20 protein-coding genes and 2 pseudogenes are annotated in these 25,390 nt (G+C 48.8%); 7 read left to right on the top strand and 15 right to left on the bottom strand.

Annotated elements, in window-relative coordinates:
* Positions 1-88: 88 nt before the first annotated feature.
* Positions 89-1,567 (bottom strand): Lsa family ABC-F type ribosomal protection protein, encoded by a 1,479-nt coding sequence (locus ACI1P2_RS05795; protein ID WP_355317719.1) that lies wholly within the window; start codon positions 1,565-1,567, stop codon positions 89-91.
* Between the two features lie 414 nt (positions 1,568-1,981).
* Here ACI1P2_RS05795 and ACI1P2_RS05790 point away from each other — a divergent pair, with 414 nt between their 5' ends.
* On the top strand, positions 1,982-2,677 hold the full coding sequence (locus ACI1P2_RS05790; protein WP_355317717.1) for a hypothetical protein: 696 nt from the start codon (positions 1,982-1,984) through the stop codon (positions 2,675-2,677).
* 73 nt (positions 2,678-2,750) lie between these two features.
* Here ACI1P2_RS05790 and ACI1P2_RS05785 read toward each other — a convergent pair whose 3' ends face one another.
* The 4 genes from ACI1P2_RS05785 to ACI1P2_RS05770 form a co-directional block, all read right to left on the bottom strand.
* Positions 2,751-3,380: a metallophosphoesterase gene (locus tag ACI1P2_RS05785; protein WP_355317956.1), complete on the bottom strand. Its 630-nt coding sequence runs from the start codon at positions 3,378-3,380 to the stop codon at positions 2,751-2,753.
* A gap of 65 nt (positions 3,381-3,445) precedes the next feature.
* Entirely contained in the window at positions 3,446-4,573 is a 1,128-nt protein-coding gene (locus ACI1P2_RS05780) for an ABC transporter ATP-binding protein (RefSeq protein ID WP_355317715.1), read from the bottom strand.
* Positions 4,574-4,575: 2 nt separating this feature from the next.
* Positions 4,576-6,258 carry an ABC transporter permease gene (locus ACI1P2_RS05775; RefSeq protein ID WP_355317713.1) on the bottom strand — a complete coding sequence of 561 codons (1,683 nt, stop codon included), beginning with the start codon at positions 6,256-6,258 and terminating at the stop codon, positions 4,576-4,578.
* 6 nt (positions 6,259-6,264) lie between these two features.
* The gene (locus ACI1P2_RS05770; protein ID WP_355317711.1) at positions 6,265-7,329 is read right to left on the bottom strand and encodes an extracellular solute-binding protein; all 1,065 of its coding nucleotides are present in this window, start codon (positions 7,327-7,329) and stop codon (positions 6,265-6,267) included.
* Positions 7,330-7,511: 182 nt separating this feature from the next.
* Between ACI1P2_RS05770 and ACI1P2_RS05765 the strand changes: the two genes are divergently transcribed.
* Positions 7,512-8,420 carry a LysR family transcriptional regulator gene (locus ACI1P2_RS05765; RefSeq protein ID WP_355317709.1) on the top strand — a complete coding sequence of 303 codons (909 nt, stop codon included), beginning with the start codon at positions 7,512-7,514 and terminating at the stop codon, positions 8,418-8,420.
* Between the two features lie 74 nt (positions 8,421-8,494).
* Here ACI1P2_RS05765 and ACI1P2_RS05760 read toward each other — a convergent pair whose 3' ends face one another.
* Positions 8,495-8,689, bottom strand: coding sequence for a TetR family transcriptional regulator (locus ACI1P2_RS05760; RefSeq protein WP_355317708.1), 195 nt, complete (start codon positions 8,687-8,689; stop codon positions 8,495-8,497).
* A gap of 22 nt (positions 8,690-8,711) precedes the next feature.
* On the opposite strand from ACI1P2_RS05760, the pseudogene ACI1P2_RS05755 reads away from it, so the two are divergent.
* The 3 genes and pseudogenes from ACI1P2_RS05755 to ACI1P2_RS05745 form a co-directional block, all read left to right on the top strand.
* Positions 8,712-9,143: pseudogene (locus ACI1P2_RS05755) on the top strand (alpha/beta hydrolase); the annotation flags it as partial.
* A gap of 308 nt (positions 9,144-9,451) precedes the next feature.
* Positions 9,452-10,228: pseudogene (locus ACI1P2_RS05750) on the top strand (glycoside hydrolase family 16 protein); the annotation flags it as partial.
* A gap of 281 nt (positions 10,229-10,509) precedes the next feature.
* Complete coding sequence (locus ACI1P2_RS05745; RefSeq protein ID WP_355317706.1) at positions 10,510-11,436, top strand: S66 peptidase family protein; 927 nt, start codon at positions 10,510-10,512, stop codon at positions 11,434-11,436.
* Positions 11,437-11,594: 158 nt separating this feature from the next.
* On the opposite strand, the gene ACI1P2_RS05740 is transcribed toward ACI1P2_RS05745, so the two are convergent.
* The 8 genes from ACI1P2_RS05740 to ACI1P2_RS05705 all read right to left on the bottom strand — a co-directional run bounded on the left by ACI1P2_RS05740 (position 11,595) and on the right by ACI1P2_RS05705 (position 19,881).
* Positions 11,595-12,374, bottom strand: a complete 780-nt coding sequence (locus tag ACI1P2_RS05740; RefSeq protein ID WP_355317704.1) for a TraB/GumN family protein — start codon at positions 12,372-12,374, stop codon at positions 11,595-11,597.
* A gap of 185 nt (positions 12,375-12,559) precedes the next feature.
* Entirely contained in the window at positions 12,560-13,216 is a 657-nt protein-coding gene (locus ACI1P2_RS05735; protein ID WP_408976143.1) for a hypothetical protein, read from the bottom strand.
* A gap of 108 nt (positions 13,217-13,324) precedes the next feature.
* Positions 13,325-14,269, bottom strand: a complete 945-nt coding sequence (locus tag ACI1P2_RS05730; RefSeq protein WP_355317701.1) for a DUF4097 family beta strand repeat-containing protein — start codon at positions 14,267-14,269, stop codon at positions 13,325-13,327.
* Positions 14,270-14,525: 256 nt separating this feature from the next.
* Positions 14,526-15,119: a TetR/AcrR family transcriptional regulator gene (locus ACI1P2_RS05725; protein WP_355317699.1), complete on the bottom strand. Its 594-nt coding sequence runs from the start codon at positions 15,117-15,119 to the stop codon at positions 14,526-14,528.
* Between the two features lie 491 nt (positions 15,120-15,610).
* A complete protein-coding gene (locus ACI1P2_RS05720) occupies positions 15,611-16,717 on the bottom strand; it encodes a glycoside hydrolase family 172 protein (protein WP_355317697.1) in 1,107 nt (368 codons plus the stop codon).
* A 33-nt stretch (positions 16,718-16,750) separates the two neighbouring features.
* Positions 16,751-17,593, bottom strand: a complete 843-nt coding sequence (locus tag ACI1P2_RS05715) for a carbohydrate ABC transporter permease (protein WP_355317695.1) — start codon at positions 17,591-17,593, stop codon at positions 16,751-16,753.
* A 9-nt stretch (positions 17,594-17,602) separates the two neighbouring features.
* Positions 17,603-18,529 carry a carbohydrate ABC transporter permease gene (locus tag ACI1P2_RS05710; RefSeq protein ID WP_408976142.1) on the bottom strand — a complete coding sequence of 309 codons (927 nt, stop codon included), beginning with the start codon at positions 18,527-18,529 and terminating at the stop codon, positions 17,603-17,605.
* A gap of 71 nt (positions 18,530-18,600) precedes the next feature.
* On the bottom strand, positions 18,601-19,881 hold the full coding sequence (locus tag ACI1P2_RS05705) for an ABC transporter substrate-binding protein (RefSeq protein ID WP_355317693.1): 1,281 nt from the start codon (positions 19,879-19,881) through the stop codon (positions 18,601-18,603).
* 266 nt (positions 19,882-20,147) lie between these two features.
* On the opposite strand from ACI1P2_RS05705, the gene ACI1P2_RS05700 reads away from it, so the two are divergent.
* Both ACI1P2_RS05700 and ACI1P2_RS05695 read left to right on the top strand, forming a co-directional pair.
* Positions 20,148-21,995 carry a cache domain-containing sensor histidine kinase gene (locus ACI1P2_RS05700; RefSeq protein ID WP_408976141.1) on the top strand — a complete coding sequence of 616 codons (1,848 nt, stop codon included), beginning with the start codon at positions 20,148-20,150 and terminating at the stop codon, positions 21,993-21,995.
* A 19-nt stretch (positions 21,996-22,014) separates the two neighbouring features.
* The gene (locus ACI1P2_RS05695; protein WP_355317689.1) at positions 22,015-23,637 is read left to right on the top strand and encodes a response regulator; all 1,623 of its coding nucleotides are present in this window, start codon (positions 22,015-22,017) and stop codon (positions 23,635-23,637) included.
* Between the two features lie 64 nt (positions 23,638-23,701).
* Here ACI1P2_RS05695 and ACI1P2_RS05690 read toward each other — a convergent pair whose 3' ends face one another.
* On the bottom strand, positions 23,702-25,345 hold the full coding sequence (locus ACI1P2_RS05690) for an MGH1-like glycoside hydrolase domain-containing protein (RefSeq protein WP_355317687.1): 1,644 nt from the start codon (positions 25,343-25,345) through the stop codon (positions 23,702-23,704).
* Positions 25,346-25,390 lie beyond the last annotated feature (45 nt).

Here is a 25,390-nt window from a genome sequence, read left to right as displayed (position 1 = left end):
CAGCTGTCATTGCAGGTAACGAAGACAGCCTTGGACGCGGAAAACCGCTCCAAGGCTGTCTGATGAATTCCGTCGGTATTTGATTCCGTTACAGCTCCACCACCTTGGTGGCAATATTGCCGCAGAACTCCCGGTCATGCTCCACAAACAAGATGGTCGGCTCGTAATCCAGCAATAACTCCTCGATCTGCATACGGGAAATGACATCTATAAAATTCAGCGGTTCGTCCCATATGAGCAAATGCGCCTGTTCGCAGAGACTTTTGGCGATAAGCACCTTTTTCTTTTGCCCACCGCTGAAATCCGCCATATCCTTCTCGAATTGCACCCGTGAAAAATCCAGCTTTCGCAAAATCGCTTTAAACAGGCTCTCATCAATGCCATGTTCCCGGGCATAATCCGATAAATTGCCCTGCAAATGCGAGGTATCCTGCGACACATAGGAAATTTGCAGCTGGCTTCCCCTGCGGAACGTGCCCGTATAGCTGATATCCTCTCCGCATATCAGTTTGATGATGCTGGATTTGCCTGAGCCATTTTTTCCGGATAATGCAATCCGGTCCCCCCGCTCGATCGTAAAGCTCAGATCCCGGCAGACCTCTCTCTCCCCATAATAAATCGCGACTTGCTCAAGCTCGGCGAGCTGCGGTTTATGGAAGCTCAGTTGCGAAATTTTCAAGCTTTCCGAGGTCTCGATGTTTTTCAAAAGTTTGGACTTATCCTCAATTGCGGACTGCTGCCTTTGTTCCATCGATTTGGAGCGTTTCATCATTTTTGCGGCCTTATGACCGACATAGCCTTTATCCACCTTGGAGCCGGAGTTTCTTGTCCCGTTCTTGGTTTTCTCTACCTGATGAGACCAGCCCTCCGTCCGTTTGGCCGCCTCCGTCAAGCGCTTGATGTCTTTGCGGAGCCTATCGTTTTCCCCAAGCTCGAAGTTGTCCTGGCGCTGTTTATTCTCCCACCAGTCGGAGAAGCTGCCTTTTTGGATTTCAATGTTCGTCCTGTTAATGGACAGAATATGATCCACGCAGTTATCCAGGAAAGCCCGGTCATGGGACACCAGGATAAATCCGCTTTTGCCGTTCAAATAGTCGCTGACGAGCCTTCTTGCCTCCATGTCGAGATGGTTGGTCGGCTCGTCGATTAACAGAAAGCTGTTTTCCTTGAGGAATAAAGCTGCCAGCATCACCTTCGTTTGCTCTCCGTTCGATAAGGAATTGAACGGCCGGTATAATACATCATCGGATACCTTCAGCAGCGAAAGCTCGCGCATCAACTCCCAAAGCACGTAGTCCGGATAAATTTCCTCTACGACGTCGAGGGTCTGACTTTCCTTGTTCTCTACCTGGAAAGGGAAATATTCAAAACTGACATCTGCGGAAATATGGCCGCTGTATTCGTATTTGCCAAGCAATAGGTTTAGGAAGGTCGTTTTCCCCCGTCCGTTTCTGCCCGTAAAGCCCAGCTTCCATGAGGTATCGATTTGAAAGCTGACGTTCTCGAAAATATTGTCATAGCTTCCGTCATAGGCGAACGTCAGATTGCTTACATTTATTAATGACATGAGTGGTAACCTCCTGCAAAAAAATAAGGGCTGCAAGAAAGTTACTACTTTCCTGCAGCCCTAATATACAGCAAGCCCTACCGACCCACGTATAGTGTCGGATAAGCATACACCGAAGAGATGAAAGGATGAAGTAACTTTCTTGCATAAAGAATAAAACATGCGAACCTGTTCGCATTATTGTTTTATATCCTTAGCAAGAAATATCCATCCGTTTCAGCTCCTGTCGTTTAAGTTGGTAATATCTTAACACATGCTTTAGGTGGCGTTCAACCCTGGGAATATGTATATCCAATGTTAAACAAATGATCGCATCTTTTTTCCTTTTTGTAACAATTTCTCAGCCAATTTCGTTTATGATGAACCGGGGCAGTTTCTTTTCTTCCCTAATCAATGAACCCGAGGATGACGTACATGAAAATAATCAACTTTTCAACTGCAGTTTTGCTGATCACTCTTTGCAGTCTGCCTCTGCAGGGATGCAGCCAAAATTTTGTATCCAAGGATGCTTCGCAGCAGCCCTCTACTTCTGTTAGCACCTCTGCTGCAGATCCAGCTCATCCATCTGCTTCTATGCCGGAGTCCGACTCTGCTGCTGCGCCTGACACCGATGCTGATTCAAGCGCTGAACCCGAAAAGACGCTTCTGCAAATTTACAATGGAAATCTTCAGGACGAGGAGAAGGTTCCGGCCCTTGCTGATCTGCTTGGCGGGTTGGACTGGCATAAGCTGAATGAAGCTTCCGGATCTGGTAAGTCTCTTGAAATTATAGAATACTTGAGCAAAAACCAGGATTATATCACTCCGGAGCAATATCCGCTGCTCTTCCAGGCAACCGAAGGCCTCGATGGAGCTTCAGCCGAATCGTACTCCGCTTTAGTTGGCGAGCTGTACTACAAAAACAAAGAAGAAATCGTGAGGACGATTGCCGTGATGAATGATCAGTCCAAGCAGCAGCAGATCATAGGACATATTGCTTATTATCTGACATACAAAGACATTGACCAGGAAAAGAGATCGCTTCAAACCTGGCTGAATTCCGGGAAGCTTGAGGCCGAAGAAGAGTTGGTTGTCACGGCATTGCTGGACCGCTTGAATCATCCTTATTGAGAGAAAGCCAGCCTCATTTCGGTCTGCATTCCGCGACTGAAATAAGGCTGGCTTTATTAAGAAAGAATTTATTTCACAGCAGGATGTTCAAATTTTGTATGCGCAAATCCTCGTACATGCGATCCGCGGCAGTTGAGCAGGAATAAGTAATTTGGGCATGCACATCCAGCAGGGTCAGCCGGCAGCCATGCTTGGCGCCTGTATCGATGCCGATTTTCCGGTTTGCCCGCCATAGCTCCCCGGGACTTGCCCCCATCCGGAACGTCGGCGTGTGACCGAAGATGACCGTTCCCAACTGGTCAGCGACTGAATCACTCTCTCCCCAGAACTCCTCACGGATCTCGGTCATATCTTTAAGCGTCTGGTCTTCAAGCGGCGCCCCTGGCCGGAAGCCTGCATGCACAAAGAGAAAGCCATCCTCCTCTATGTAAGCCGGAAGAGTATACAGCCAGTCAATCAGAGCCCGAACGGCTTTCGTCTTCTCTTTGGGCTGCTTCATTAGCTTGGTTTCCTTATTGCCAAGGATGGCCTGCGCGCCGCCCTGCACCAGCGCTTGTATGGTCTCAAGTGTGTCCCAGGTGTCAGGCGTGTCGTTAATGTAATCTCCGCCCAGAATAAGGCGGTCTTCACGGGGGTTATATGCAGCTTCGGACAGCAATAAAGACAATCCGTGCTTATGCCCGTGGATATCTGAAATAACCAAAAGGCGGCCCGTGTTTTCAGTTGAGTTCAACAAATTATCTACGGCCTTTCTGCTTTAATCTATGATCAGGTTGAATATAGAAACGCAGCTTCGCGTGGCAATTTCAAGCTGATCAAATTTCCCGGCTGCAGCGCTTCTCCGCTCAGCATATACAGCCTGCTGCCTTCCCCGCATTCCAGCAGAGATCGCCAATTGCTGCCTTCGAACGTACAGTGAATGACCCGTGCTTCAAGCAAACTGGAGTTGTGTAAGTCCTGAGAATTTGCCATTGGGGGCTCATTAGCTGTGTGTACAGTCAATGCTTCAGGACGAAAGCGGACCTCGCCTGCCATTCCTTCCCGGGGAGCATTTCCGGGTTCACAATGAACTCCGTGCAGTATGCCGGCTGGCGTCTTGAGCGCCAGGCCTTGTGGAGCAGCTATGAATTCACCGGACAGATGATTGATTGCGCCCAGCAGCGAAGCGGCCTGCCTGCTGGCAGGCCGGTTATAACATTCGATTGGTGAAGCGAACTGATCGATTGCGCCGCTGCGCATAATGAGCAGACGGTCCGCCATGGCGAACGCTTCCTCCGGATCATGTGTCACATGAAATACGCTCATTTTCAGCCGCCGGAACAAAACGGCCATTTCCGAGCGCATTTCAATACGCAGCCTCATGTCCAGATTGGACAGCGGCTCATCCAGGAGCATCAAGCGCGGTTCGGTCACCAGCGCGCGGGCGATGGCTACACGCTGCTGCTGTCCACCCGACAGCTGGGGAGGCAAGCGGTGTTCAAAGCCTTCAAGATGAAGCAGCGCAAGCGCTTCCTGTACCTTTTTCCTGATGGCGTCGGTGCCAAGCCGTTTTTGCTTCAATCCATAGGCGACATTGTCATACACATTCATATGCGGCCACAGCGCATAATCCTGGAATACCATATTCACGCCGCGCTTCTCCGGCGGAACCATTTTGGTAGAAGAAGCAATCTTCTGCCCAAGCAGACGAATCTCGCCTTCATCGGGCTGGGAAAGCCCTGCCACCAGCTGCAGCAGTGTCGATTTGCCGCAGCCTGAGGGGCCCAGCACACTGATGATCTCTCCCTCCTTCAGATCAAGGCTGACTCCGTTTAATGCTTTGACCTCCCCGTATCGTTTAACAATATTGCTGATCTCAAGCAGTGGGCTTGTGGTTTGGGCAGCTGATGTTTTCATATTTATTTCTTCGCCCCTTTTCTATAAAAAATACGTTCGGCCAAAATCATGATACATACGATGATGCCCCCGCCTGTGATCGTAGCTGCGGCTGCGTAGCCAAAGCGCATGTCTTCAAAGGCATCATCAATGGCGACAGGCAGTGTTTGAAAATTGGGCGGAAACAAGATCGAGTTCACCGCCAGGTCGAACACACTTGAGCCAAAGGCAGCAAGGCCAGCGGATACCAACGCTCCGCGCACGAGCGGAATCAAGATCATCCTCACCCGGCTCAGCAGCGAGGCTCCCTGCATTTGGGCCGCATCAAGCAGGCTTTGCGGCACTTTGGCCATAGCCCCGCTCATCACCCTGGTAATGATGGGAATCGCGCCCGCGATCGCTGCCAGCACCAGAATCGCCGGTTGGCCATATAACCGGAGTCCAAGCGGCTCCAGCCACTTTTGGTTCCAGACGAATATGTAACCGATCCCGAGCACAACACCCGGAACGGCGAAGGTAACCAGTGACGCCGTTTCAATAAGCCGCTTAAACCTGAATCTGGAATAAGCGAGCACAAAGCTTGCCGCAAGTCCAATGAGAAGACCGAATAGGGCTGCAGCTCCTGCAATCAAGAGCGACCTGCCAAGTCCGGGGAACAAGGCTGCCCCTTGCTTGAACAATTCCAGGTAGTTATCGAGCGTAAGATTACCGCTGGACAAACCGTCGGTCTGAACACGCAGAAGTGACATGACAAAGCTTGATCCGATAGGAATTCCGAGCACGATCAGAACAAAGAGCAGATTCCCGCCCGCGAGCAGCCATCGGTATTGGCCAGCCGTTGTCGGCACGGAAGGCACTGCACGGCCGGATAAAATATCATATCGAGCCCTGCGCAGCACATAAAACTGCAGAGCCATCGCAGCCGCAATGATCACAACCAGATACAGGGAAAGCACACCTGCCATATCAAAACGGATTGGTGACGTATAAATGGCGGAGTAAATGGAATAAGGCAGTGTGGGAAACTTATAGACGACAGCTATCGCCGATGGAAGACCGAAATCACCGATGGTGTCCATAAATACAAGCGCAGCTCCCGAGCAAATGGATGGCAGCAGCAGCGGCGCCTGGATCGTTCTCCATACCCTGAAAGGAGAAGCCCCGCATAATCTCGCGGCATCAGACAGCATCTCCATTTTCCATTCCATCGCCGCACGTACCGTGAGATAAGCGAGCGGGAATTTGCTTAAAGTCATCACGGCGATCAGTCCGGCCGGTGAAAAAACAGCTCTCGTCACCCACTCCCAGCCAAGCACGGAAACAGCCAGTCCGTTGCCTGCAGAGAACATAATCCAGCCCTGGGCAAGAATAAAGGATGGCATGATGAGCAGTATCCAGGCAGCGGCATCCAGCAGCCCCGCACCGGGAAACCGCCAGCGGGTACGCACCATTGCCAGCACGGTACCGAGCAGCGTGCCGAAACATGCAGTCCCGATCCCGAGCAGAAGCGAATTCTCCAGCGACTTTCGCCACAGCGGCCGGGTGAATACATCCCCCAGCAGCGAGATATCTCCGAAATTCAGATCACCAAAAAAGATACCAGGGAGCAGCACCTGGATGATGACCGCTCCCAAGGGAAACAGAACCAAAATGGCTAATAACAGGCTGACTGCCCAGCCCAGCCGATTCACACTCAAACCTTTCATAGTCGCTTACTGGACAGACTGGTCGGCAAACCATTGCTTGATTTCAGCTTCATGTTCGCTTGCCCAGGCAGCATCGGCAATATTCAGCTTGGCATTCGGATCACGTTCAGGCTTTGGTTTGGCGCCCTCTGCGGAAGGCTCGAAAAAGCTTTCGTCTCCTTCATCCACCAGCTGCTGCTGAACTTGCGGATCAAGAAGGAAGTTAACGAATTCCTTGGCTGCTTCGATCTGATCGGAATCCTTCTGAATAGCAGCCACCCTTACCGAGGCAGGCGCCCCTTCCGCGGGCCACACCAACTTCACCGGCTCTCCATCCGCCAGCATGCCGTACGCATTCGATTCCTGCAGCGCAGCTACGTCAATCTCCCCTGAAGTCATGGCTTGAACCACCTGCGGGTTTTTAGGATATACATGAAGTCCTTGCTTCATGAGGCTGTCGAAATAGGCTTGTCCGCCTTCCATGCCCTGTTGATTGAAAAACCAGGACACGAACGGGTAAGCCGGTGCTGCTACAGCCGGGTCGGCCATACCGACACGCCCTTTGATTGCATCCTTTTTCAGATCATCCCATGTCTTGGGAGCTTGCTCCTCAGAAACTTTATCCTTGTTATATACAATAATTCCGGCAGCGTGTGCGCCTGTCGGGTAATAAGCCCCATCTTCCGGGATAACGGCTTTGTACGCTTCCTTCAGGTCTGCGGCATTATCGGGAGTCCAGCCCTGCAGCAGCTGTCCGTTGGCGTCAAGACCATAAATCGAAGGCATCGCATCGATCCAGACCACATCCCATTGCGGATTGGATTTTTCCGCTTCAATCCTGGACATGATTTCGGCTCCGTTGCCGGAAACGATATTGAGTTTAATGCCTGTTTTTTTCTCAAACATGTCGCCGATCACGGCATCAAAATCATTCAGATAAACGGTAAGCTCTTGAGCTTGCGCAGGCGGTGTGTTACCTTTCCCCTGCTCCTCGCCTGCCGCAGTCTGTGATTGTCCTCCGCATGCCGTGACCGTCATTAAGGCCAGCGCACTGAAGGCGATGCCTGCTTTTTTAATCCACTTTTTTCCCACGATATATTTCCCCCTAGTATTAACTTAGCACTTCACTAAGACGCTCGTGCGTTATCTTAAACTTTAACCAAGCAATGTCATAACGAAGTTAAAGCAAATAACCGTTTTTATTAAATTTATCTATATATATTGTTAGTAACGAAGAAATCATCTATATTTTAAACAGAAAGCGAGGGTTGCGCATGAATGTACAGCAACTGAAAGTCTTTGTGGAAGTGATGAAAAGAGGAACGCTGCAGGGCGGGGCGGAGCATTTGGGGCTGAAGCAGCCTACGGTCAGTTTTCATCTGCGAAAATTGGAGGAAGAGCTGGGGGTGGAGCTTTTCCGCAAGCATTCCAGGAATCTGCGGCCAACCAAGGCGGCTGAAGAACTGCTTCCCTATTCACGTCATATTCTGTCCCTGATGGATGAAGCTGCCGAGCGGATGAGCATGCATGCAGCCAAAACGGGCATCAAGCTGAAGCTTGGAGCGAGCTATACGCCAGCCACCTACTATTTGCCGCCTTATCTGGCCGAATTCCGGCACAGATATCCATCTGTTCATCTGCTGCTGAATGTTAAGAAGGCAGAGAGCACACTGCACATGCTGCGAAATTATGAAATCGACGTGGGGATCGTGTCTCTGCCCCAAGAAGAAGAAAAAGGGCTCTGTGTGGTACCACTGCTCGAAGATGAACTGCAGCTGGTCCTGAGCCCTCAGCACCCTCTGGCCAATATAGAGCATCTGACCGCAGATCACCTGCAGGAGGAAACCTTTTTGCTGCACGAAGGCGGCACAACCTCGAGACGGCTAGCGGAAGAATGGGCGTCCGTTATTGGACTGGAGTTCAGATCCACTATGGAACTGGGGGCTATTGAGACGATAAAAGAGTCTTTGAAATACAGTATGGGGATAGGTGTGCTGCCACTGCGCAGCGTGCTTAGGGAGACAGCGGCCGGGGAGCTCGTGAAACGCCCCCTCCCGGGTAACGGGTATACCAACCGCAGGTATATCTGTCTGGTGTACCGGGACGAGCCCATTTATTCACAGCATACTAAAATGTTTATCGATTATATGCAGGCTGCAGCGGAGGTTAAGTTGAATCCGTAAATATCAACGAAGGGCGGATTGCGCGAAAGCCGACCGAAGCCTGTTTGGCGTAAAACTTTTGCGGGAACAGGCCTTCAAAGGCGCTCTAAATATGTTCTTTTATATAACTGCACAACTTGCGTTGCTACAGCTTCAATATCACTATCTATTTCCCCTAGTACGTAAGATTCCAATACTCCCATGGTTGCCGTTCCTAAAAACTTCAAAAAAATATGCTTATCGTTAATCGGATACGAATCCTCATTAATCTTTTTATTGATTTCTCCCATGGTAAAAGACAACAGCTTCTCGCGACATGATGAAGCGCGTGGAGCCGAACCTATGGTTAGACAATGGATTCCGAATAGTCATGCAGAAAGAGAAGAAGCTGATATGACGGATATAGATATGGTAGAAGCGGTTGATTATTACCGGACGCCAAGAGGTCAGAGTCCCAACTCCCCAAACAAACTGAAATTCACCAGCATAGGCTCGATCATCGGCTTTGATGCTTTCCATTTAGCAGACAGTCTGCTGACTCAGCCTTTGCAAATTATTGTCGGCGGCGTACAAGGAGCGTTTGGTTCCTATAAGGATGGCCATAAGCTTTATAACCGGGCAGCGTCTCAGAAAAAAGATTTGTTTGTTATTGAAGGGGCAAGTCACTATGACCTGTACGACAAGCCGGAGCCAGTTCGTAAAGCCTTTGAAAAATTAGGTGCTTTCTATAAAGAAATTCTTTAGGATAATGCACGGGGGTGTCTCAAAGACATCCTCTCAGTAATTCCCTTCTGATTTCTTTCATTTTCAAAAATTCGGAAAATCTATCATTTACAAAAAACTGGTTGTACATGGATTATATTTCCACTATACTTGGGTTGTAAGCGCTTCATTATTTAAAACTATCAGCTCTCCTACTTCATGCGCTGTCAATAAAGAGAATCCACAAAGCGAGGTGATCCCCTGCCAGATAGTCTAAACCGCTTGATGTCGGCTGATGTTCCGGAAGTGTCCAAGATCCAGGCTTTCATATTTTTTGAGGAGGGAACAAAATGTTAAGAAAAGGAATATGTGCGGTTGTGCTGCTCAGTCTCCTGATCACTCTGTTTCCCGCAAAACAAGCAAGCGCAGCGAACTGGACTCTCATTTGGGGCGACGATTTTAATGGGAACTCGTTAAACCGTTCCTATTGGACCCCTGAAATCGGTACCGGAAGCGGCGGCTGGGGAAATAATGAGCTGCAGTATTATACCGACCGTCAGCAGAATTTGAAGGTTGCCAACGGCAACCTGGTCATTACGGCCCAAAAAGAAGCCTACGGCGGAATGAATTACACCTCGGCCCGGATCAAGACGCAAAACCTGCAAACCTTTACTTACGGAAAAGTGGAAGCACGGATCAAGCTGCCGTCAGGCCAAGGGTTATGGCCGGCTTTCTGGATGCTGGGCAGCAACATCAGCTCGGTCGGTTGGCCGTATTGCGGGGAAATCGACATTATGGAACGGGTAAATAATAATCCTTATGTAAACGGCACTGTGCATTGGGATGCAGGAGGTTACGCTCAATACGGGCGGGAGTCGGGCAATCTGGATTTTTCCCAATACCATGTGTACAGCATCGAGTGGGACTCCAAGTATATCCGCTGGTTTGTTGATGGACAGCAGTTCAATGAATTTTATATTGAGAACGCAACCGGGAACACGGAAGAATTTCAGCGTCCGTTCTTTATTCTCCTGAATATGGCAGTTGGCGGAAACTGGCCTGGTTCTCCTAATAACTCAACGCCGTTCCCGTCGCAAATGCTAGTCGACTACGTGCGCGTCTATAAAGCAAGCTGACAGCAGGACGTCAATCCATGATGGAATGCCGGTATCATCCCCTAACGGGCTAGCGGACAAAACGGGCCAGGGGGACGTATCAAGCACACTAACGGCGAAGGATCGTCCATAAAAACGAGGGGTTGTCCCAAAGTCATCATTGCTGGCTTCGGGCGGCCCCTCTTCTCTTTCTCGCTTCCGCCAGCTCCGTTTCTGTACTGTAAAGCCAACTTTCCAAATATAATCTAATACACGATAACTTCTTCTAATTGCAGGGGAGGGAGATTCAAGCGATGGCGATACGTCCGCCAATATTGCAAAGAGGCGACACCATTGGCATTGTGACCTTGGGCAGCCCATTGGATGCAAGTGTCATTAATGCACGGATTGAAACTTTGAGATCGATGGAGTTCAACGTCGTTTTAGGACAATATGTATTTGCACAAAACGGCTTTCTGGCCGGTACAGACCAGCAGCGGGCATCCGATTTAATGATGATGTTTCAAAACCCGCAGGTGAAAATGATCCTGCCCACAAGAGGCGGCACTGGAGTGGCCGGCATTCTTCCCTACCTTGATTATAACGTGATCCGGAATAATCCCAAAATCGTTACAGGCTACAGCGACATCACTGTTCTGTTAAACGTGCTGTATCAATTTGCGGATTTAATCACATTTCATAGTCTGCTGCTTATAGACTTCAAAAACGAAACGCCCGCTTATAATTTTGACCAGTTTTTTGCCGCGACCTCCTTATTTTCATTGACCCGCCCAATACTGAATCCGCCCGGAATTCCGCTGGTGAGCAGAGTTCCGGGCAACGTCACGGGTCCGCTTGTGGGCGGCAATCTGACATCCTTTGTTGATACCTTGGGTACACCTTTGGAGATCGATACTCGGGGCAAAATTCTTGTGCTTGAAGAAACCCATGAACCGACCAATACGGTTTACAGATACTTGAATGATTTGAAGCTGGCTGGAAAGTTTCGTGATTGTATCGGCATTCTTATAGGGGAATGCACGGGGTGCCAGGTGGCATATGGCACATCCTATGAGGATTTAATCAACCAATTCATCGTGCCTCTCGGCAAACCGCTGATCACGAACCTGGCAACAGGACATGGACAGTACAAAGCGGCTTTGCCGATCGGCGCCATGGTGAATCTCAACTCGGTCAATAATTCCATTACGGTGGTTGAACCTGTTATCAGTTTAGTTTGAAAGTATAAATGGATAATATACTAGATTTCCTCTACGCTAAGGAACCGACTTTTTTAAAAAATCTGGCTTGTTAAGCTTAGCTCTTGTTAGTGACACAACTGGGGTTTCCTTAAAATTAAGGAAACCCCCGCATTCGTACATTAAGCCTTATTTTTGTTTTAATAGATGCGTTCGATTTTGTATCCTTTTTTCTTGAGTTCACTTGGGACACTCGGATCAATCACAACATGTGCAGAACCGACCATAACAAAATAAGTCTGTCCACTGTCATTCTGTAGAATTTCATCAAGTTTGTTTGCCATATTAATATTACGAGTGTCATTAAACTCTTGTTTGTACTCTTGATCAACACTCTCCAACCTATCCGACAGCTGATTAACAAATGCATCTCTATTGCTATTGTTATTGCCGTGCACCCAGTTATATCCTAATTGGTTTAACCAATCAGCTTGCTCCTCATATGTCTCTATATAACTTTCTAAAACTTGTACTTGTGTATCCATACTAAAGCCGCTTAGAACTTCATATTGCGTTTCGATCGTTTCTAGATCAACAATTTCTTTATCGTCTTCTTGGGCACGTTTAAGGAAATATAAATCAACTCCATACTCTGGTGTTAAAACACTTTGCTTCGTAACAAGATCTGCCAATAAACCCTCTACAAACCATGGCTGATAGTGATTAAAAGTCTCCATAGGCATTCCGTGTGCTTCAAATATGTCTGAAAGCTTTGCATAAGACTCTTTTGATAAAACGTCATCAAGCGTCGTATTATCATCAAATAAAGCCATTTCATTAATTTTCTCTTCATCAACTTTAGCTTCAAACAAATTTATTTCTGGAAGTATGACATCAGAACTCTCAAACGCTTCTTCAATTTCAGTTGCAAGCGGAAAAAAATCTTTATGACCTAAATGTATGCTTCCCAGCAAATACATGGTTGTCTCTCCGTTAACAACCTTCCATAAGTACCCTCCATCTCCATCATAATCAATAGAGAATAAACCAGAGAAGTAAATTTCAACACAACCAATTATTCCTTCCTTGAAATACAATTTTTGTTTGGTTAAATTTGATCGACTTAACCCTAACAGTACTGTCTCATCGCATGGGCAGCTATCTACTAAAAGCTACCGTCTAGCAACGCGTTCCATTGCAGTCGCGTTGCGCGCTCCACACTACCCGCTGCGGCACAGAGACCGAGCGCGATGTTGAGCCACATCGGCAGAGCAATGGGCGAGTTGAAGGTTCCGAAGCGCTGAGCGATCATAGGCACCTGAGTGACCGCATCGATGATCTGAGGGATGGCGAGAACCATAGGAACGATGAGCATGATCAGCGAAATGAAACCGATCCAGCGGCTCAACGCCGGGTGCTCGCGATCAAGACGAGCGCGCCGTCCTTCGGCGGAACTCTCGTCCGGGATGAGCTGGTGCACGGCTCCTTCGTCGGTGACGTAGTGGCATCGTTTGAGGCCGAAAACCGTGGACGCTACTTCGATCGTTCCTCCAGGCACGGGGAAGGCCGCAGGGAGTTTGGACTCGGCGTGATGTTTGCCATCGAGGTATAGATGGGCCTTGCCCTTACCGTCATCCGCCAGAAACTGTTGCCAATACGAGACGTCAACGGCGAAGACTACTTGACGGCCATCATCGTTTGTCAACGGGAGATAGAACAGGGCACGGGAGAGCGGCTGCCACCAGCGGAAGCCCTTTAGTGGGCGCCCGTTCCCGGCCTTGAACCGTCGCGCGGCTTTACGTCGACTCCTCTCTGTGAACACTTCTTCATCTCCCTTTTGTTTATTGAATTAACAAATTATTGCTATTTTTCAACAGAGGCGGAAGCCCGCCTCAACTCTTTCGCTCCGAGCTTTCACTGACGGACTTCATCACTGGATCCGAATATCGCCCGAAGTTGCCCGTACTTTGATAACGTCCGTCGTCTCTTGCGGGGATTCGGGTGCCTTGATGTGTCCTGAAGTGGTCTTCAGGTCGAAGAACCCTTTGAACTCCGGATCGGGCGACAAAGTCACGTCACCGGTACGGACGGAGATATCCAGGCTGTCCGAACGCTGCCCCGTCAGAGTAATGTTGCCGGAGGTCGATTTAAACACGCCTTTTCCGGTGAACCGGTCAAACTTGATATTGCCCGAATGCAGCGAGGTATCGGCCGAGCCGTCGACGTCCACGGCGGTAATGCTGCCGGAAGTCGACTGCACCGTCAGGGCGCCCTTCAGCCCATTCACCTTGATATCGCCGGAGTGCAGCTGGATTTCCGCATCCCCCTGGATCCGCTCCGCCGTAATATCCCCGGATTTTGAAGTTAAGCTCAACCGCCCGGCGGTGATAGCTTCCGCGTGCAGCTTGCCGGAAGAAACAGACAAGTCGATATTTTCCGCCTTCAAGCCGGTAAAGCTGGTGTTGCCGGAGCCCGATTTATAGCTGATCTGCTGCAGTCGGGCGTCATCCGCCAGCGCTACAATAATCTGCGCCTTGATGGACTTGTAGTTGGGGGCGGCTAATTTCACATCCTTCTGCAGCTGGAGATCCAGCGCATTTCCTGTGATCTCTGTCGCTTTCAACTGATCGATCGTGTTTTGCTGCATATTGCCGCTGATTTCCACATAGTTGGTGCCGTCGGGGCTGGCGATGAACTCCATGTTCACGTCATATTCGCTATCGATGACGAGCGCACTCAGCTCGTCCTGTGCAAACGTCCATTTCTGCTCATACGCGGGTAACTTGTCGACAAAATCGAGCGGTTGACAAGCCGTGCCGGCGAAGCTCAAGACGATCAGCGCGATTCCTAGGAAATACCACTTTTTATTGTTCACGATTAGTTCTCCCCTTCCAAGATTCGGATGTTCCATTCCATTCGATCACTAGCTTTTTGCTATAAATTTCGCGCTCAGGAGTTAGCTTGTAGTATTTGCACCGAGGACCGCCCGTGGACTAATAGCCTTCTCATTTTATATTGTTTAAATTCACTAGTGTCCGCAAATAATGGAGTAGGAATAACCAGATGGCGACGTTTCGACTCACGCCCGACATTGGGCTCACAACGTCGTTTTATATCTTGCTCTCGGTTGATTATTTGATCATTTTTAAAACACTCTTTATTAACTCTTCACTGTAATCTTCAAGGCTTAATTCATTTTGAGGTAATGACATCGACCCTGCTGTAGCGCCCCGAATGATAATTGCAATCACTTGAGGATCAAAATCACCAAATTCTTTAGCTTCTTGTCCTTTGTGAAGAATCTCTTTCAACAAAACATTTAATTCATCTTCATCATTAACTTCTGCCAGATAATAAGGAACATTGTCTGGTGTGCGACCATTAAAAATAATTTCAAGCAAAGCGTTGTTATTTCCACGGTTTGTACCCTGATATGCCAAGCTTGCTTCTATAAAAGTCATTAATTTCTCCATATACGTTTGTTTCTGTTCTACTTTTCCCTTAATAAAGGCTCGCTCTTGTTCAACCAAATACATCAAAGTATTTCTCATCAAATCTTCCTTACCAGAGAAATGATAAGAAATGAGTCCTGTACTTATGTTTGCTTTATTCGCTATTTTAGAAAGGCTTGTGCTGTGATATCCAATTTCCGCCAAGACTACTATAGCAGCTTTAATGATTTGTTCTCTCCGTGCATCAGCTATCAAATATTGTTTGTTTTCCATTTATTCATCCACCTTTATGTTATTGATTGTTCGTTTTTTATTTTGGACGATCAATCAATTTTTATTCTAAATACTTTTCTGACTTCTGTCAACGTTTTGTAAGGAGCTCTGCTGTTGAGAAAAGTTTACATTTTTGAAATTATGAACGGCTAATATACTAGATTTTCCTAACGATTTCACATTATTATGTATATAGGATGTTCTTAAAAGAATTTCCCGCAATGATTCGAGTAATCGTCAAAGGTGGTACTTTCATGAAAAAAAACAAATTACTATGGATTATATTAGGTGTTGTTTCTGCTTTTATTATTTTGTACTTTGTTATTCCTATTGTGCTTTACCTTTCTGTTACGACTTCTTCCCCATAAAACTATAAGTGTAAGTTGTACATGTGTGCGTGTCTGCTAAAGCATTGGGCAGTTTGAACGTCAAATGCAAAAAGCCCACGTTATCCGCGGACTTTTACTCTTCTCCCTCTATGAATCATTCAATTAACGTGGCCAGCGCTTCTCCGCAGACATCAATTTTTCAAATGGTGTATGCGGTTCGGTCTGGTACCAATATGCCACAGAGGCCAGGTCATCCTGCCGTTCAAACAAACCGCGGTTGCAGACGCCAATCTGCTGAATCGTCACCTTCAAATCGCTTTCAAACCGGATCGGGTCCATAATATGCCAGCGGTAGAAGCTTCGCATCGGCGGACAGTCTCCCAGGAATTGATCATTGTAATCCGTTTCGTGGTTGGAATAGAACGGATATCCGAGAAATGGCGTCGAATACGTGTTTTCAACGGCTTTGCCGTCAGGCTCTTTGGTAATGAACCCCCAGGCTCCTCCGAAATAATCCTCCATTCCTGTTCCGCATATCGTCGGATAGTCTTGATCCCCGTCCATGAAGAACTTCATTTCCCCTTCTCCCCACCAGTATCGTTCCAGGGCTGTCAGCGCAATATATGTCCCCACATAATGACCTTTACCTTGGACACCATCCAGAATGACATAATCCTCCGCTACCTTGGTGATATGCTGACGTCTCCACTGAGCATGAAAATACGCCGCTTCCTCCGGGATCGAGTCAAACAGTGTGTAATCGAATTGATAGAAGAAGCCTTCAATATCTCCAGGATGCTGATTCTCAATCGTCACCCGCGCGCTCTTCCGAAACGGCATGGGAAAGTAACAGTTGAAGCCGCGCGTAGGATTAACGACAATCGGCATGGAATTGACAACATGGGTTACCGCAAAACCGCTGCAGAAGAAATCACCGAGCGGGGATTCCACGGACGGCGCTTCCTCGTCATCCCAGTAAATTCGCAAAACGAGATCACGAAGGACAAAATAACCGGCTGGTGTCGAATTCGTCACAGTTATCCAGAAGTGCTGAAGCACCCCTGGACCAGTCATTTCGGCAAGCACGTTGGTCTCTCCGGCCTTCAGCGTAATGCATGGGCGCCCTTTGCGTGAGGGTCCCAGGTGGCTGGCCTCCTTGCCGCCGGCGCCTTTGTCTCCATGCGGGTTTTCCGCCGTAATGGAGCGGCTTTTCCCATTATTCATCAGGGGCAGGCTTGAGAGACTGTTCGTAAATGGACTGTTTAACATAGGGTCATCTCCTTGTTTTCAAACTTTATAATGTTACTGCTTCACGCCGCCTGCCATAATGCCGTCCATGATATTTTTCTCAAAGATTAGAACGAACAGAATGATCGGGAGGATGATAAACCATCCCATTGCACTGATCATGTCCCACGGCATTTCGAAGTTGCTTGCCCGCGGAATCAGGGTAATGCCGACACTCAACACTTTGATGTTGTAAGAGAAAAATAATGGCGTGAAAAAGTCGTTTAGACAGGTGATAAAATTGATAATGCTGATCGTGGCGATGGCCGGCTTCATCAGCGGAAAGACGATTTGAAACAAAATCTGCACAAAGTTCGCCCCATCCACCTCCGCCGCTTCTTCGATGGTGATCGGAATCTGTTTCAGAAAATTGTGCAGGATCATGACCGAAAAAGGGAGCAGCGCACTAGTGTACAAGATGGTTAATCCAGTGTAGGTGTCGATCAATTTTACGGATTTCATAAAATCATAAAGCGGTCTGGCCGTGATGATGCCCGGGATTAACGTTGAGAACAGAAGCAGCTTATAGGCGAGGCCTAGCCCGCTGGACTGCTCATTCCGGGCAAAAGCGTAAGCGGCTGCAATGCCAAACACCACAGAGGCGATCAGCGAGAACAGTGTGATGATCATCGTGTTATACATCATCTCACCAATGTTCATCTGGACAAAGAGATCACGGTAATTGTTAAAGGTCACGCTCTTTGGCAAATAATGAATCGGTGAGGTAAAGAGAGATCCTTTGGGAGTAATGGACGAAATGAATATCCAGTACAGCGGCAGGAGCACGATCACCGCCATGATGGCCGTCATGCTCCACCTTAAGGCAAAGGGGGCTATTTTCAAGCTCTTTGTATTCATGGTCGCCTCCTATTGTTCAGAGCGCTTGATCGCAAGCAAATTCAGACTGCTGAACACCATCATCAGCACAAACAAACAGACCGCAATCGCCGAGCCGTAGCCGATATTCAGGTTGGTAAAAGCTTCAATAGCGATCCGGTAAGCCAGCAAGCTTGTAGAGTCTCCGGGTCCCCCGGAAGTCATCGCATAAACGATATCGTAGCTTACGATTCTCCACAGAGTGAAGAAAATACATAACGTTAACAGTGTCGGCATAAGCAAGGGCAGCGTGATTTTGAAAAACGACTTCACCGTGCCCGCGCCATCCATTCTGGCTGACTCATACAGCTCTTCGGGAATAAACTGCAGACCAGCAAGCAGCAAGATGGCGAAGAAAGGCACATCCTTCCACAAATCCACGGCGATCACGGCAGCTTGTGCGGATGCCGAATGAATGAGCCAATCAAAGTGAAACCCGGGAAACACCCTGCGGATTAAATCATTAACGAGACCATACGTATCATTAAAGGCCCATTTGGCGGCAATCCCCGTTACGATCATCGGCATGGCCCAAGGAATTAAGGTGATCGTCCGCAGAAACTTTTTCCCCTTAAAGTTCAGGTTCAGCATTAAGGCCATCAGAATGCCAAGGATAATATGGAATACCATGGAGACCACGGTGAAAATGACGGTAAATTTAAGTGAAGTGATGACTTTATCATCCATAAGGACCTGCGCGAAATTGTCAAAACCGACGAAAGTATGCTGGCCGCCCTTGAACATATTGATTTCAAAAAAACTGTTATAGAGAGTGACCAGACTTGGGTACAGGGTCGTAAATCCCCTGATCAGCAGTACGGGTAGTATGAGCAGCCATGCCAGCTTTAATTTGGCGGAGGACCTTACGACTGACGTCATTAAACCCGGATTTTGTTTCGCTATATCTGCCGTTTTCAAGGCCATTCTCCTCTCTTGACGCATTAAACGTTACTTGCCTGAGTTCTCGCGGCCGATGCCGAATCATGGGATTATTTAATGCCAAGCCGCTCAATCTCCTTGTTTGCCTGCGCTGCGACTTCATCCAGACTGATTTCATCGGAAACGTACTTCTGGAAGATGGACCCGATGCTAGTGATAAATTCCATCGATTGCGGAACGATCGGTCTGCCGCGGAGGTTGCTGGATTTAATATATTCCCTGACCTTCTCTACCCCCTCGCCTTTAAAGCCGGGATCGTTGATTACATCAAGTCTCGCCGGCAGCCTGCCGGACATTTCGCTGTAAGCAATTTGTCCCTCTTTACTGGCAACATAGGAGAGAACCTTCTTGGCCGCTTCTTTCTTCTCTGAAGATTTGTTCAGCACATAGTGCCAGGAAGCCATAAAGGCGTCATTGGTTTCAAACTTCGGCATGGGCACGATGTCAAGCTGCTCCGTGCCGTATTTGCCGGACTTCTGAAAGGTGGGAATGGCTCCCGTATACATAAACAGCATGCCATACTTGCCGTCGATAAACTTCTGGATCATCGGGTCGTAAATGTCCGCCAGCTGCGAGAGCGGAGTTACTTTATCCTTTTGCGCCAGATCATGCATGAATTGCAGGGCTTCCTGCGTTTTCGGGTTGCTCCAGTCATAATAGTCCCCGCCAAACAGGTTGACGAAGGTGCCGATCTCGTTAAAGACGTAGCTCTTTTCCCAGGACCCTCCGTATCCGTACACATCCCCTTTGGTCACCGCCTTGGCATACGCGAGGAACTGTTCTTTGTTGGTCGGAACATCCATTCCCGCTTCCTTCAGCTTCTCATGGTTGACCCAGAACGCCAAAACCTCCATATAGCTCGGCACCGAGAAAATACTGCCGTTATACGTGATCATGTCCTTAACGTACTGCTCCGAGAAATTGGACACGACTTCCGGTGTCATGACGTCCTGCTCCAGCGGCTCCAAATAACCCGCTCTGGAGAAGGCCGTGATCAGCTCATCGTTGGTGTGCATTAAATCAATCGTATTGTCGCCAGAAGACAGGATCGTAGTCATCTTCGCCACCATATCATCCGGATTGGTCGGGGTGGCGACTACATTGATCTTCACTCCGGTCGCATCCTCTAATTTTTTCTGATACGCGGCCCACCCCGCCTGGGTTGAATCATTGGTCATCAATGTGATGCTTAGGCTGGAGCTGCTCCCTTGGTCTGGGCCTTGCGGATTACCCTGTGACGAATCAGCGCCTCCGCAGCCTGCGAGCGATAACGAGATCAGCGATATGCAAGCCAGGATGGAGATTACGAATTTCAGCTTTGGTTTGTTCATCTGCAGAAGTCTCCCCTTTTCTTGTCCTTGATGAGCCGGCCGGCTGTACAGTACCCATTATAGATTTCAAATGAAAGCGGTTAAATACAATTATCCGTGCAGAAAATATAAAATTTCACGAACTCAGCTCAGACAGGGTTATAGCCGGAGAATCGGACAAGCTAAAGGCTTTGAGGCCATTGTCAAAGCAAAATGTTTATGATATAACCGTTTACAATGATTTCGAAGCATGACTAAGCCCTGATTGTAAGCGTTTGCAGTGTATTATGACTTCGGTGGTGGTCTCTTTGCTCCTGATATCGAAAATGCACAAATTTCTCCGTTTTCATTTCAGCAGTTTCCGGAACAAGCTCATATTCGGTTTTTTCCTGATTGCCATCATCCCTCTTGTAGTGATCAGTCTGCTCTCTTACCAGCTGTCTTTCAAAATTGCCAGGGATGGCATACTGGAGTCCGTAACCTATTCCAGCAATCAGCTGAATTCTTCACTCGCCAACCGTTTTGAGCAGATGGAATACGCCGCAAACGCAATGCAATATTACATGTACACGCTGGTGCTTGAGCCAAGCCACTCCATTTCCAGCCAACTGGACAAATACAGCTATATTAAAAACAATATTTCCAATTTGAACTATACGTTTCATTTCGCGAACATTAATGTTTACACCCGGCCTGATTTTCTGTTCAGCAACCAGGGCATTAATTTCTTTAAACTGGATGAGCTGTCCAACCGTGGATTGTCCCAGGCCGATTTGCAGCAGCAATTAAACCGCATGCAGTGGCGGCTGTTTCCCGGGCAGCGGGAACCGTTTGTTAAATCGGGTTCCATGGCTTCCCGCGATTACCTGTCCGTGTTCAATGCATTCAAAAAAAAGGCCAGCAGCGAGCTGGAGTACGTCTATTTCATCGATATTGATGAGCGGGAAATCGCCAGGATGCTCGCTGACAGCAGTCCGGATCCGTTGGTGCAGACCTACATCGTGGACAGCGGCGGTCGTATCATATCCCACCCGGATCACACCAAGTTGGGTACAGTGATTGATGCGGACATGTTGAAAACGGTTCTGCACCATTCCGGCTCATCGGCTTCCTTCAACAACATTCAACTGATCATCCACCATAACGACATTACCGGCTGGTATGTCATTACTGAAGTTCCGGACTCGTACATTCGGCACCATACCAATGTGCTGGTCAATATTTTGCTGGTGATGATTTTGCTTGTGGTCATGATTGCCTTTTTCGCCAGCTTGTTTATTTCCAACAGCCTGAGCAGCAAAGTGAGGAGAATGGCCAAAGTGATGTCATCCTATCGCCTTAACGACACCCATAATCAGATTCTGGAATTGCATATGCCTGTGTCCGCCAAGAAAGCCCATCTGGATGAGCTGGACCAGCTGGCTCTTGTTTTCAATTCCATGATTCATAAGATAAATGACAACTTTCATACGATGCTGGGTATGAATTTGCAGGAGGAGAAACTCAAGTTTCAGCTCCTGCAGTCCAAAATCAATCCCCATTTTCTGTATAACATTCTGGAGTCGATCAAGACCTGCCAGTCTCTTGGCAGGATTGATGAAGCGAATACAATGATCACAAGTCTCGCCAAGTTCTACAGACTTATCCTGAAGAAGGGCGACGAACTCATTACAATCCGGGATGAGCTCGAAATCGCAGTATTATATCTTGAGCTGGAGAAGGTCAACCACAGCCGGTCATTGACATGGAAAATTGTACAGGCGGAACATGCAGAGTATTTCCTGATCCCCAAATTTACCCTGCAACCTCTGATCGAGAACAGCATTCGGCATGGTCTGCGCAGTGGAGAGGTATTGGAGATTCAAATTTCCGTCGAATACGGGGATGAGGATATGATCATCAGCGTCCGGGACAACGGAACTGGTATGCCGGCAGCGAAACTCGCCGATATTCGCGCCTCTCTGGGGCAAACAAACGCCGACACCAAACGATACTACGGAATCAATAACGTACACAAAAGGCTGTCCCTCTATTCCAATGCGCGAAGCGGTTTACACATAGACAGTGCGGAGGGGCACGGTACAACGGTGAGTGTCTTTTTTCAACAGATGCTGCCTGATGCTGAAGAATTCTAGAACTGAGGAGGTATGCTTCATGGACAGGAAAAAAATAATGATTGTTGACGATAACGAGCTTTCCGCGGAAGGCATTCATAAAAACATCGACTGGCATGAGCTAGGGGCAGAAGTATGCCATGTGACGACCAATGCTTTGGAGGTGGCAGACAAGATCCATGCCATGGAGGTCGACCTCATCATATCCGATATTTGCATGCCGGGAATGAACGGGCTGGACTTGTCCAAGGCCGTCCTGGGCAACAAGCCTCACACCAAAATTATATTGATCAGCGCATATGACGATTTCGAATTTGCCAAAGAAGCAATCCGCATCGGAGTCTGCGATTATGTGGAAAAGCCGGTTGATTACGTCTACTTGCAGCAGGTTGCCGCCAGAGTGCTGGAAGAATCGGAGCAGGAAAAAAAGATTTTACAGCAGCTGCAGCAGAGCCGTCCGGCCATGATCCGCAAATTTTATAGCGAACTGCTTGAAACCAGTCCCGATTACGCCGAATTTTTTCTTGCCGACCAGGCATCATATATGGGCCTTGACATCCATGCGGATGAATATATTTGTGCCGTCATTCAAATAGATAATTTCATCGAGGCCAAAAACACGTTCGGCATTGAGCGCTATCATGTGCTTGTCATGAGCCTTGCTGCTGAAGTGGAACGGTCGTTTTCCCGATACGGATTATCTTACACGTTAACACAGGGGAATAACCTGATGGTGATTTTGGGGAACAAAACGGGCACCAATGACGGCTTCTATTCATCAGTTTACAAGCAGTTTTCAGACATTCTCGACAAGCATGCCTCCTCTCCCTTACACCTTACCATTGGAATTGGTGATATTGTACCGAGCATCTGGCAGGTGTCCTCTTCTTACCGCAGTGCTAAAAATGCGGCGGGATACCGATTCATCTTCGGGGAAGGACATATTTTTAATATCCATGACATCCGCAGAAATCATTCCGGATCGGCTTTTTTTGCAGCAGGTGCAGCGAGTGATGAAGAACGGCTCATCCGGTTGATTTCGCAGAAGGATTTATCCGGCTTAAGGCAGTTCACGGATTCATTAGCGGCTGAACTTGCGGACCATTACATCGATAAAAATGGCATCATTGCTTGCATATACTCCATGCTGGCCCGGCTCAACCGCTTTCTCTACGATACAGAAGTAGATACGGCGCAGCTGCAAAACAGCATAAAAATCATGTTTGCGGATCTGGAACAGTTCCAGACCTGCGCACAAATATGCGACCGGTTATATGAGATTTGCGCGGAGTGCTGCAGCCAGCTGCAAGAATCTGTACAGTCTCAGCACAATCAAATCGCAGGCCAGGTTGTAAGTTATATCGAAGACCATTACATGAACGCGGACATGAGCATTCATGACATCTCATCCCATTTAAACATCAGTGCAAATTACCTGGGCGTTCTATTCAAAAAGGTAAAAGGGCACACGATTTCCGATTTCATTACCACCGTCCGGATTCAAAAAGCCAGGGAGCTGCTCTCCTGCACCCAGCTAAAGATTATGGAAATCAGTGAAAAAGTGGGCTATGCCAATCCCTACTATTTCAGCGCCAGTTTTAAAAAACGCACAGGTCGGACTCCTTCGGAATACCGATCCGCAGAACAAATAGGGCTGCGATAAAAATTTTGTGTATGCCGAACTTGGGCAGCAGCCTGTCTCAGCAGTCCCTTCTGAATATTGGTAATCAGTATGTTGGGTAAACCAGCCCGATATCACGTTTCCGGCGAAGAGTCCCTCCCTGGAATTCAAGCAATTCGTTGCCCTTGACGGAGAACTCCAGCTCTGCGCCTTGGTACAAAATGCTTCCTTCTACCGTTCTTGCACTCATTCCGAGCACTCCCTTCAGCTTACCGCTGCGGTCGGTAATCATCCGCACGCCGGCCGGAAAGCGGACATAGCTTTCCCCTTCGCGCAGAACTTCGCTGCCCTCCGGCAGGTTAATCAGCTCAAACATTGTTCCGTCAACGCAGCGGGCATAAGCCGTACACGATGCAATTTCCTCGCCGTGATCGAAATCGTAAGGCACCAGACCGGTAAACCACAGCTCGCCGTCAGGAGTCGGCAGAATGCCGCACAGCCTTTCAACGTAATCCAGCACGCATAGGATTGCCGGCGAGTATGCTTCCGTAAAGCCTTCCTCCCCGGTCCATGGGCTTAAGCACTGTGCGAAACGCTTCATTTTGGCCATCGCAGCCAGGATCGGGAACATGACCCACGTCAGCTCCACATGCCGGTCATGATGCTCGAAGGCGTGTGGAGCCCGGATCAGGCTTAAAAAGTTGGACGGGCCGCTCCAGCTGTTATAGCTGGAGAACGGGTCGAAGCGCGGATCGTCCATCGCCATGGAGGTGAACGGATATTTGGCAAAAAATTTACGTGTGTTCAGCAAATACTGCTGCAGCATCGTATCGAAAAACGCCCGGTCGCCGACCTCACATGCCATTACACGCAGCAGCACATCAGACTGCACACGGACGAACCTCTCAAGCCGATCCCGGTCGTAGAAGAAGTAGTCCTCGGTATCAAAGCATTGAGCAAATAGGCTTTGCAGGCTCTCCGCTGCCTTGACGCTCCAGTCTTCTCCGTTTTCGCCAAGCGCTTCGCCGATCCGGGCCAAATAGGTACGCTGGCAGTAAACGTTGGCCGTCAAATCCGGCGCGATGAACGGAAGAATCGGGGAGTCAGGGTAGCAGCGCGCCGGGTCGCCGATATGCGGCGTATCCGGCACATGCCAGAACCGTGGCGACAGGTCGTGCCCGGTATCGAATGTGCAGAACGCCTCGACACCGCCGGTGCCACGGGTATCCCGGTGCTCCGCCAGCCACTGGTCATACCGGCTCATCGAGGTGTACATCGTGCGCAGGAAATCGTCATTCCGCCCATGCAGCGCGTAATAATTCCAGACGCTGCGGGCCAGCGGCGTGACCATTTGAATTTGACGATACACCGAACCGTCCGCTGTCACCTTGTATGGCAACAACCCGTCCTCGCGCTGGTGAACCGCAAAAGCGCGGTATGTCGCCTCCGATACCGATGGTATGAACCGTGCCAGCAGTTCGGCGTTAATCGTGCCCGTGCTTTCCAGCCAGCAGCCAAGGTAAACGCCGCCCTCATGCAATATCGGCTGCGAGCCGCTGGTCGGAACAATGCAATCCAGCAGCTTTCCGAGCGCATGGTAGTACACCGTTTCCAGCCGGCCTGTCGATACGAACCGTACGCCGGACCGCTCCCATTCAGCCAGAACGGCGGCGTCCGATTCCTTCTTCAACTGGCCGACCTTGTGGGCCATGTCTATACTGCGCAGCCGTGTCAGCAACTGCTCTCTCATCCGATTTCCTCCTCGTTTGGTACCGGTTCCCCGGCGCAAGAACGT

It is taken from the genome of Paenibacillus jiangxiensis (assembly GCF_046098255.1).
In the GTDB taxonomy this organism is placed as follows: domain Bacteria; phylum Bacillota; class Bacilli; order Paenibacillales; family Paenibacillaceae; genus Paenibacillus; species Paenibacillus jiagnxiensis.
This window is presented reverse-complemented; position numbering and strand designations above follow the sequence as displayed.

Bases quoted from the DNA above. Each gene is read 5' to 3' on its own strand.
- ACI1P2_RS05705 (WP_355317693.1), bottom strand. From the start codon at position 19,881: ATGAACAAACCAAAGCTGAAATTCGTAATCTCCATCCTGGCTTGCATA.
- ACI1P2_RS05695 (WP_355317689.1), top strand. From the start codon at position 22,015: ATGGACAGGAAAAAAATAATGATTGTTGACGATAACGAGCTTTCCGCG.
- ACI1P2_RS05765 (WP_355317709.1), top strand. From the start codon at position 7,512: ATGAATGTACAGCAACTGAAAGTCTTTGTGGAAGTGATGAAAAGAGGA.
- ACI1P2_RS05790 (WP_355317717.1), top strand. From the start codon at position 1,982: ATGAAAATAATCAACTTTTCAACTGCAGTTTTGCTGATCACTCTTTGC.
- ACI1P2_RS05795 (WP_355317719.1), bottom strand. From the start codon at position 1,567: ATGTCATTAATAAATGTAAGCAATCTGACGTTCGCCTATGACGGAAGC.
- ACI1P2_RS05775 (WP_355317713.1), bottom strand. From the start codon at position 6,258: ATGAAAGGTTTGAGTGTGAATCGGCTGGGCTGGGCAGTCAGCCTGTTA.
- ACI1P2_RS05725 (WP_355317699.1), bottom strand. From the start codon at position 15,119: ATGGAAAACAAACAATATTTGATAGCTGATGCACGGAGAGAACAAATC.
- ACI1P2_RS05740 (WP_355317704.1), bottom strand. From the start codon at position 12,374: ATGTATTTGCTGGGAAGCATACATTTAGGTCATAAAGATTTTTTTCCG.
- ACI1P2_RS05760 (WP_355317708.1), bottom strand. From the start codon at position 8,689: ATGGGAGAAATCAATAAAAAGATTAATGAGGATTCGTATCCGATTAAC.
- ACI1P2_RS05745 (WP_355317706.1), top strand. From the start codon at position 10,510: ATGGCGATACGTCCGCCAATATTGCAAAGAGGCGACACCATTGGCATT.
- ACI1P2_RS05715 (WP_355317695.1), bottom strand. From the start codon at position 17,593: ATGAATACAAAGAGCTTGAAAATAGCCCCCTTTGCCTTAAGGTGGAGC.
- ACI1P2_RS05720 (WP_355317697.1), bottom strand. From the start codon at position 16,717: ATGTTAAACAGTCCATTTACGAACAGTCTCTCAAGCCTGCCCCTGATG.
- ACI1P2_RS05780 (WP_355317715.1), bottom strand. From the start codon at position 4,573: ATGAAAACATCAGCTGCCCAAACCACAAGCCCACTGCTTGAGATCAGC.
- ACI1P2_RS05690 (WP_355317687.1), bottom strand. From the start codon at position 25,345: ATGAGAGAGCAGTTGCTGACACGGCTGCGCAGTATAGACATGGCCCAC.
- ACI1P2_RS05700 (WP_408976141.1), top strand. From the start codon at position 20,148: ATGACTTCGGTGGTGGTCTCTTTGCTCCTGATATCGAAAATGCACAAA.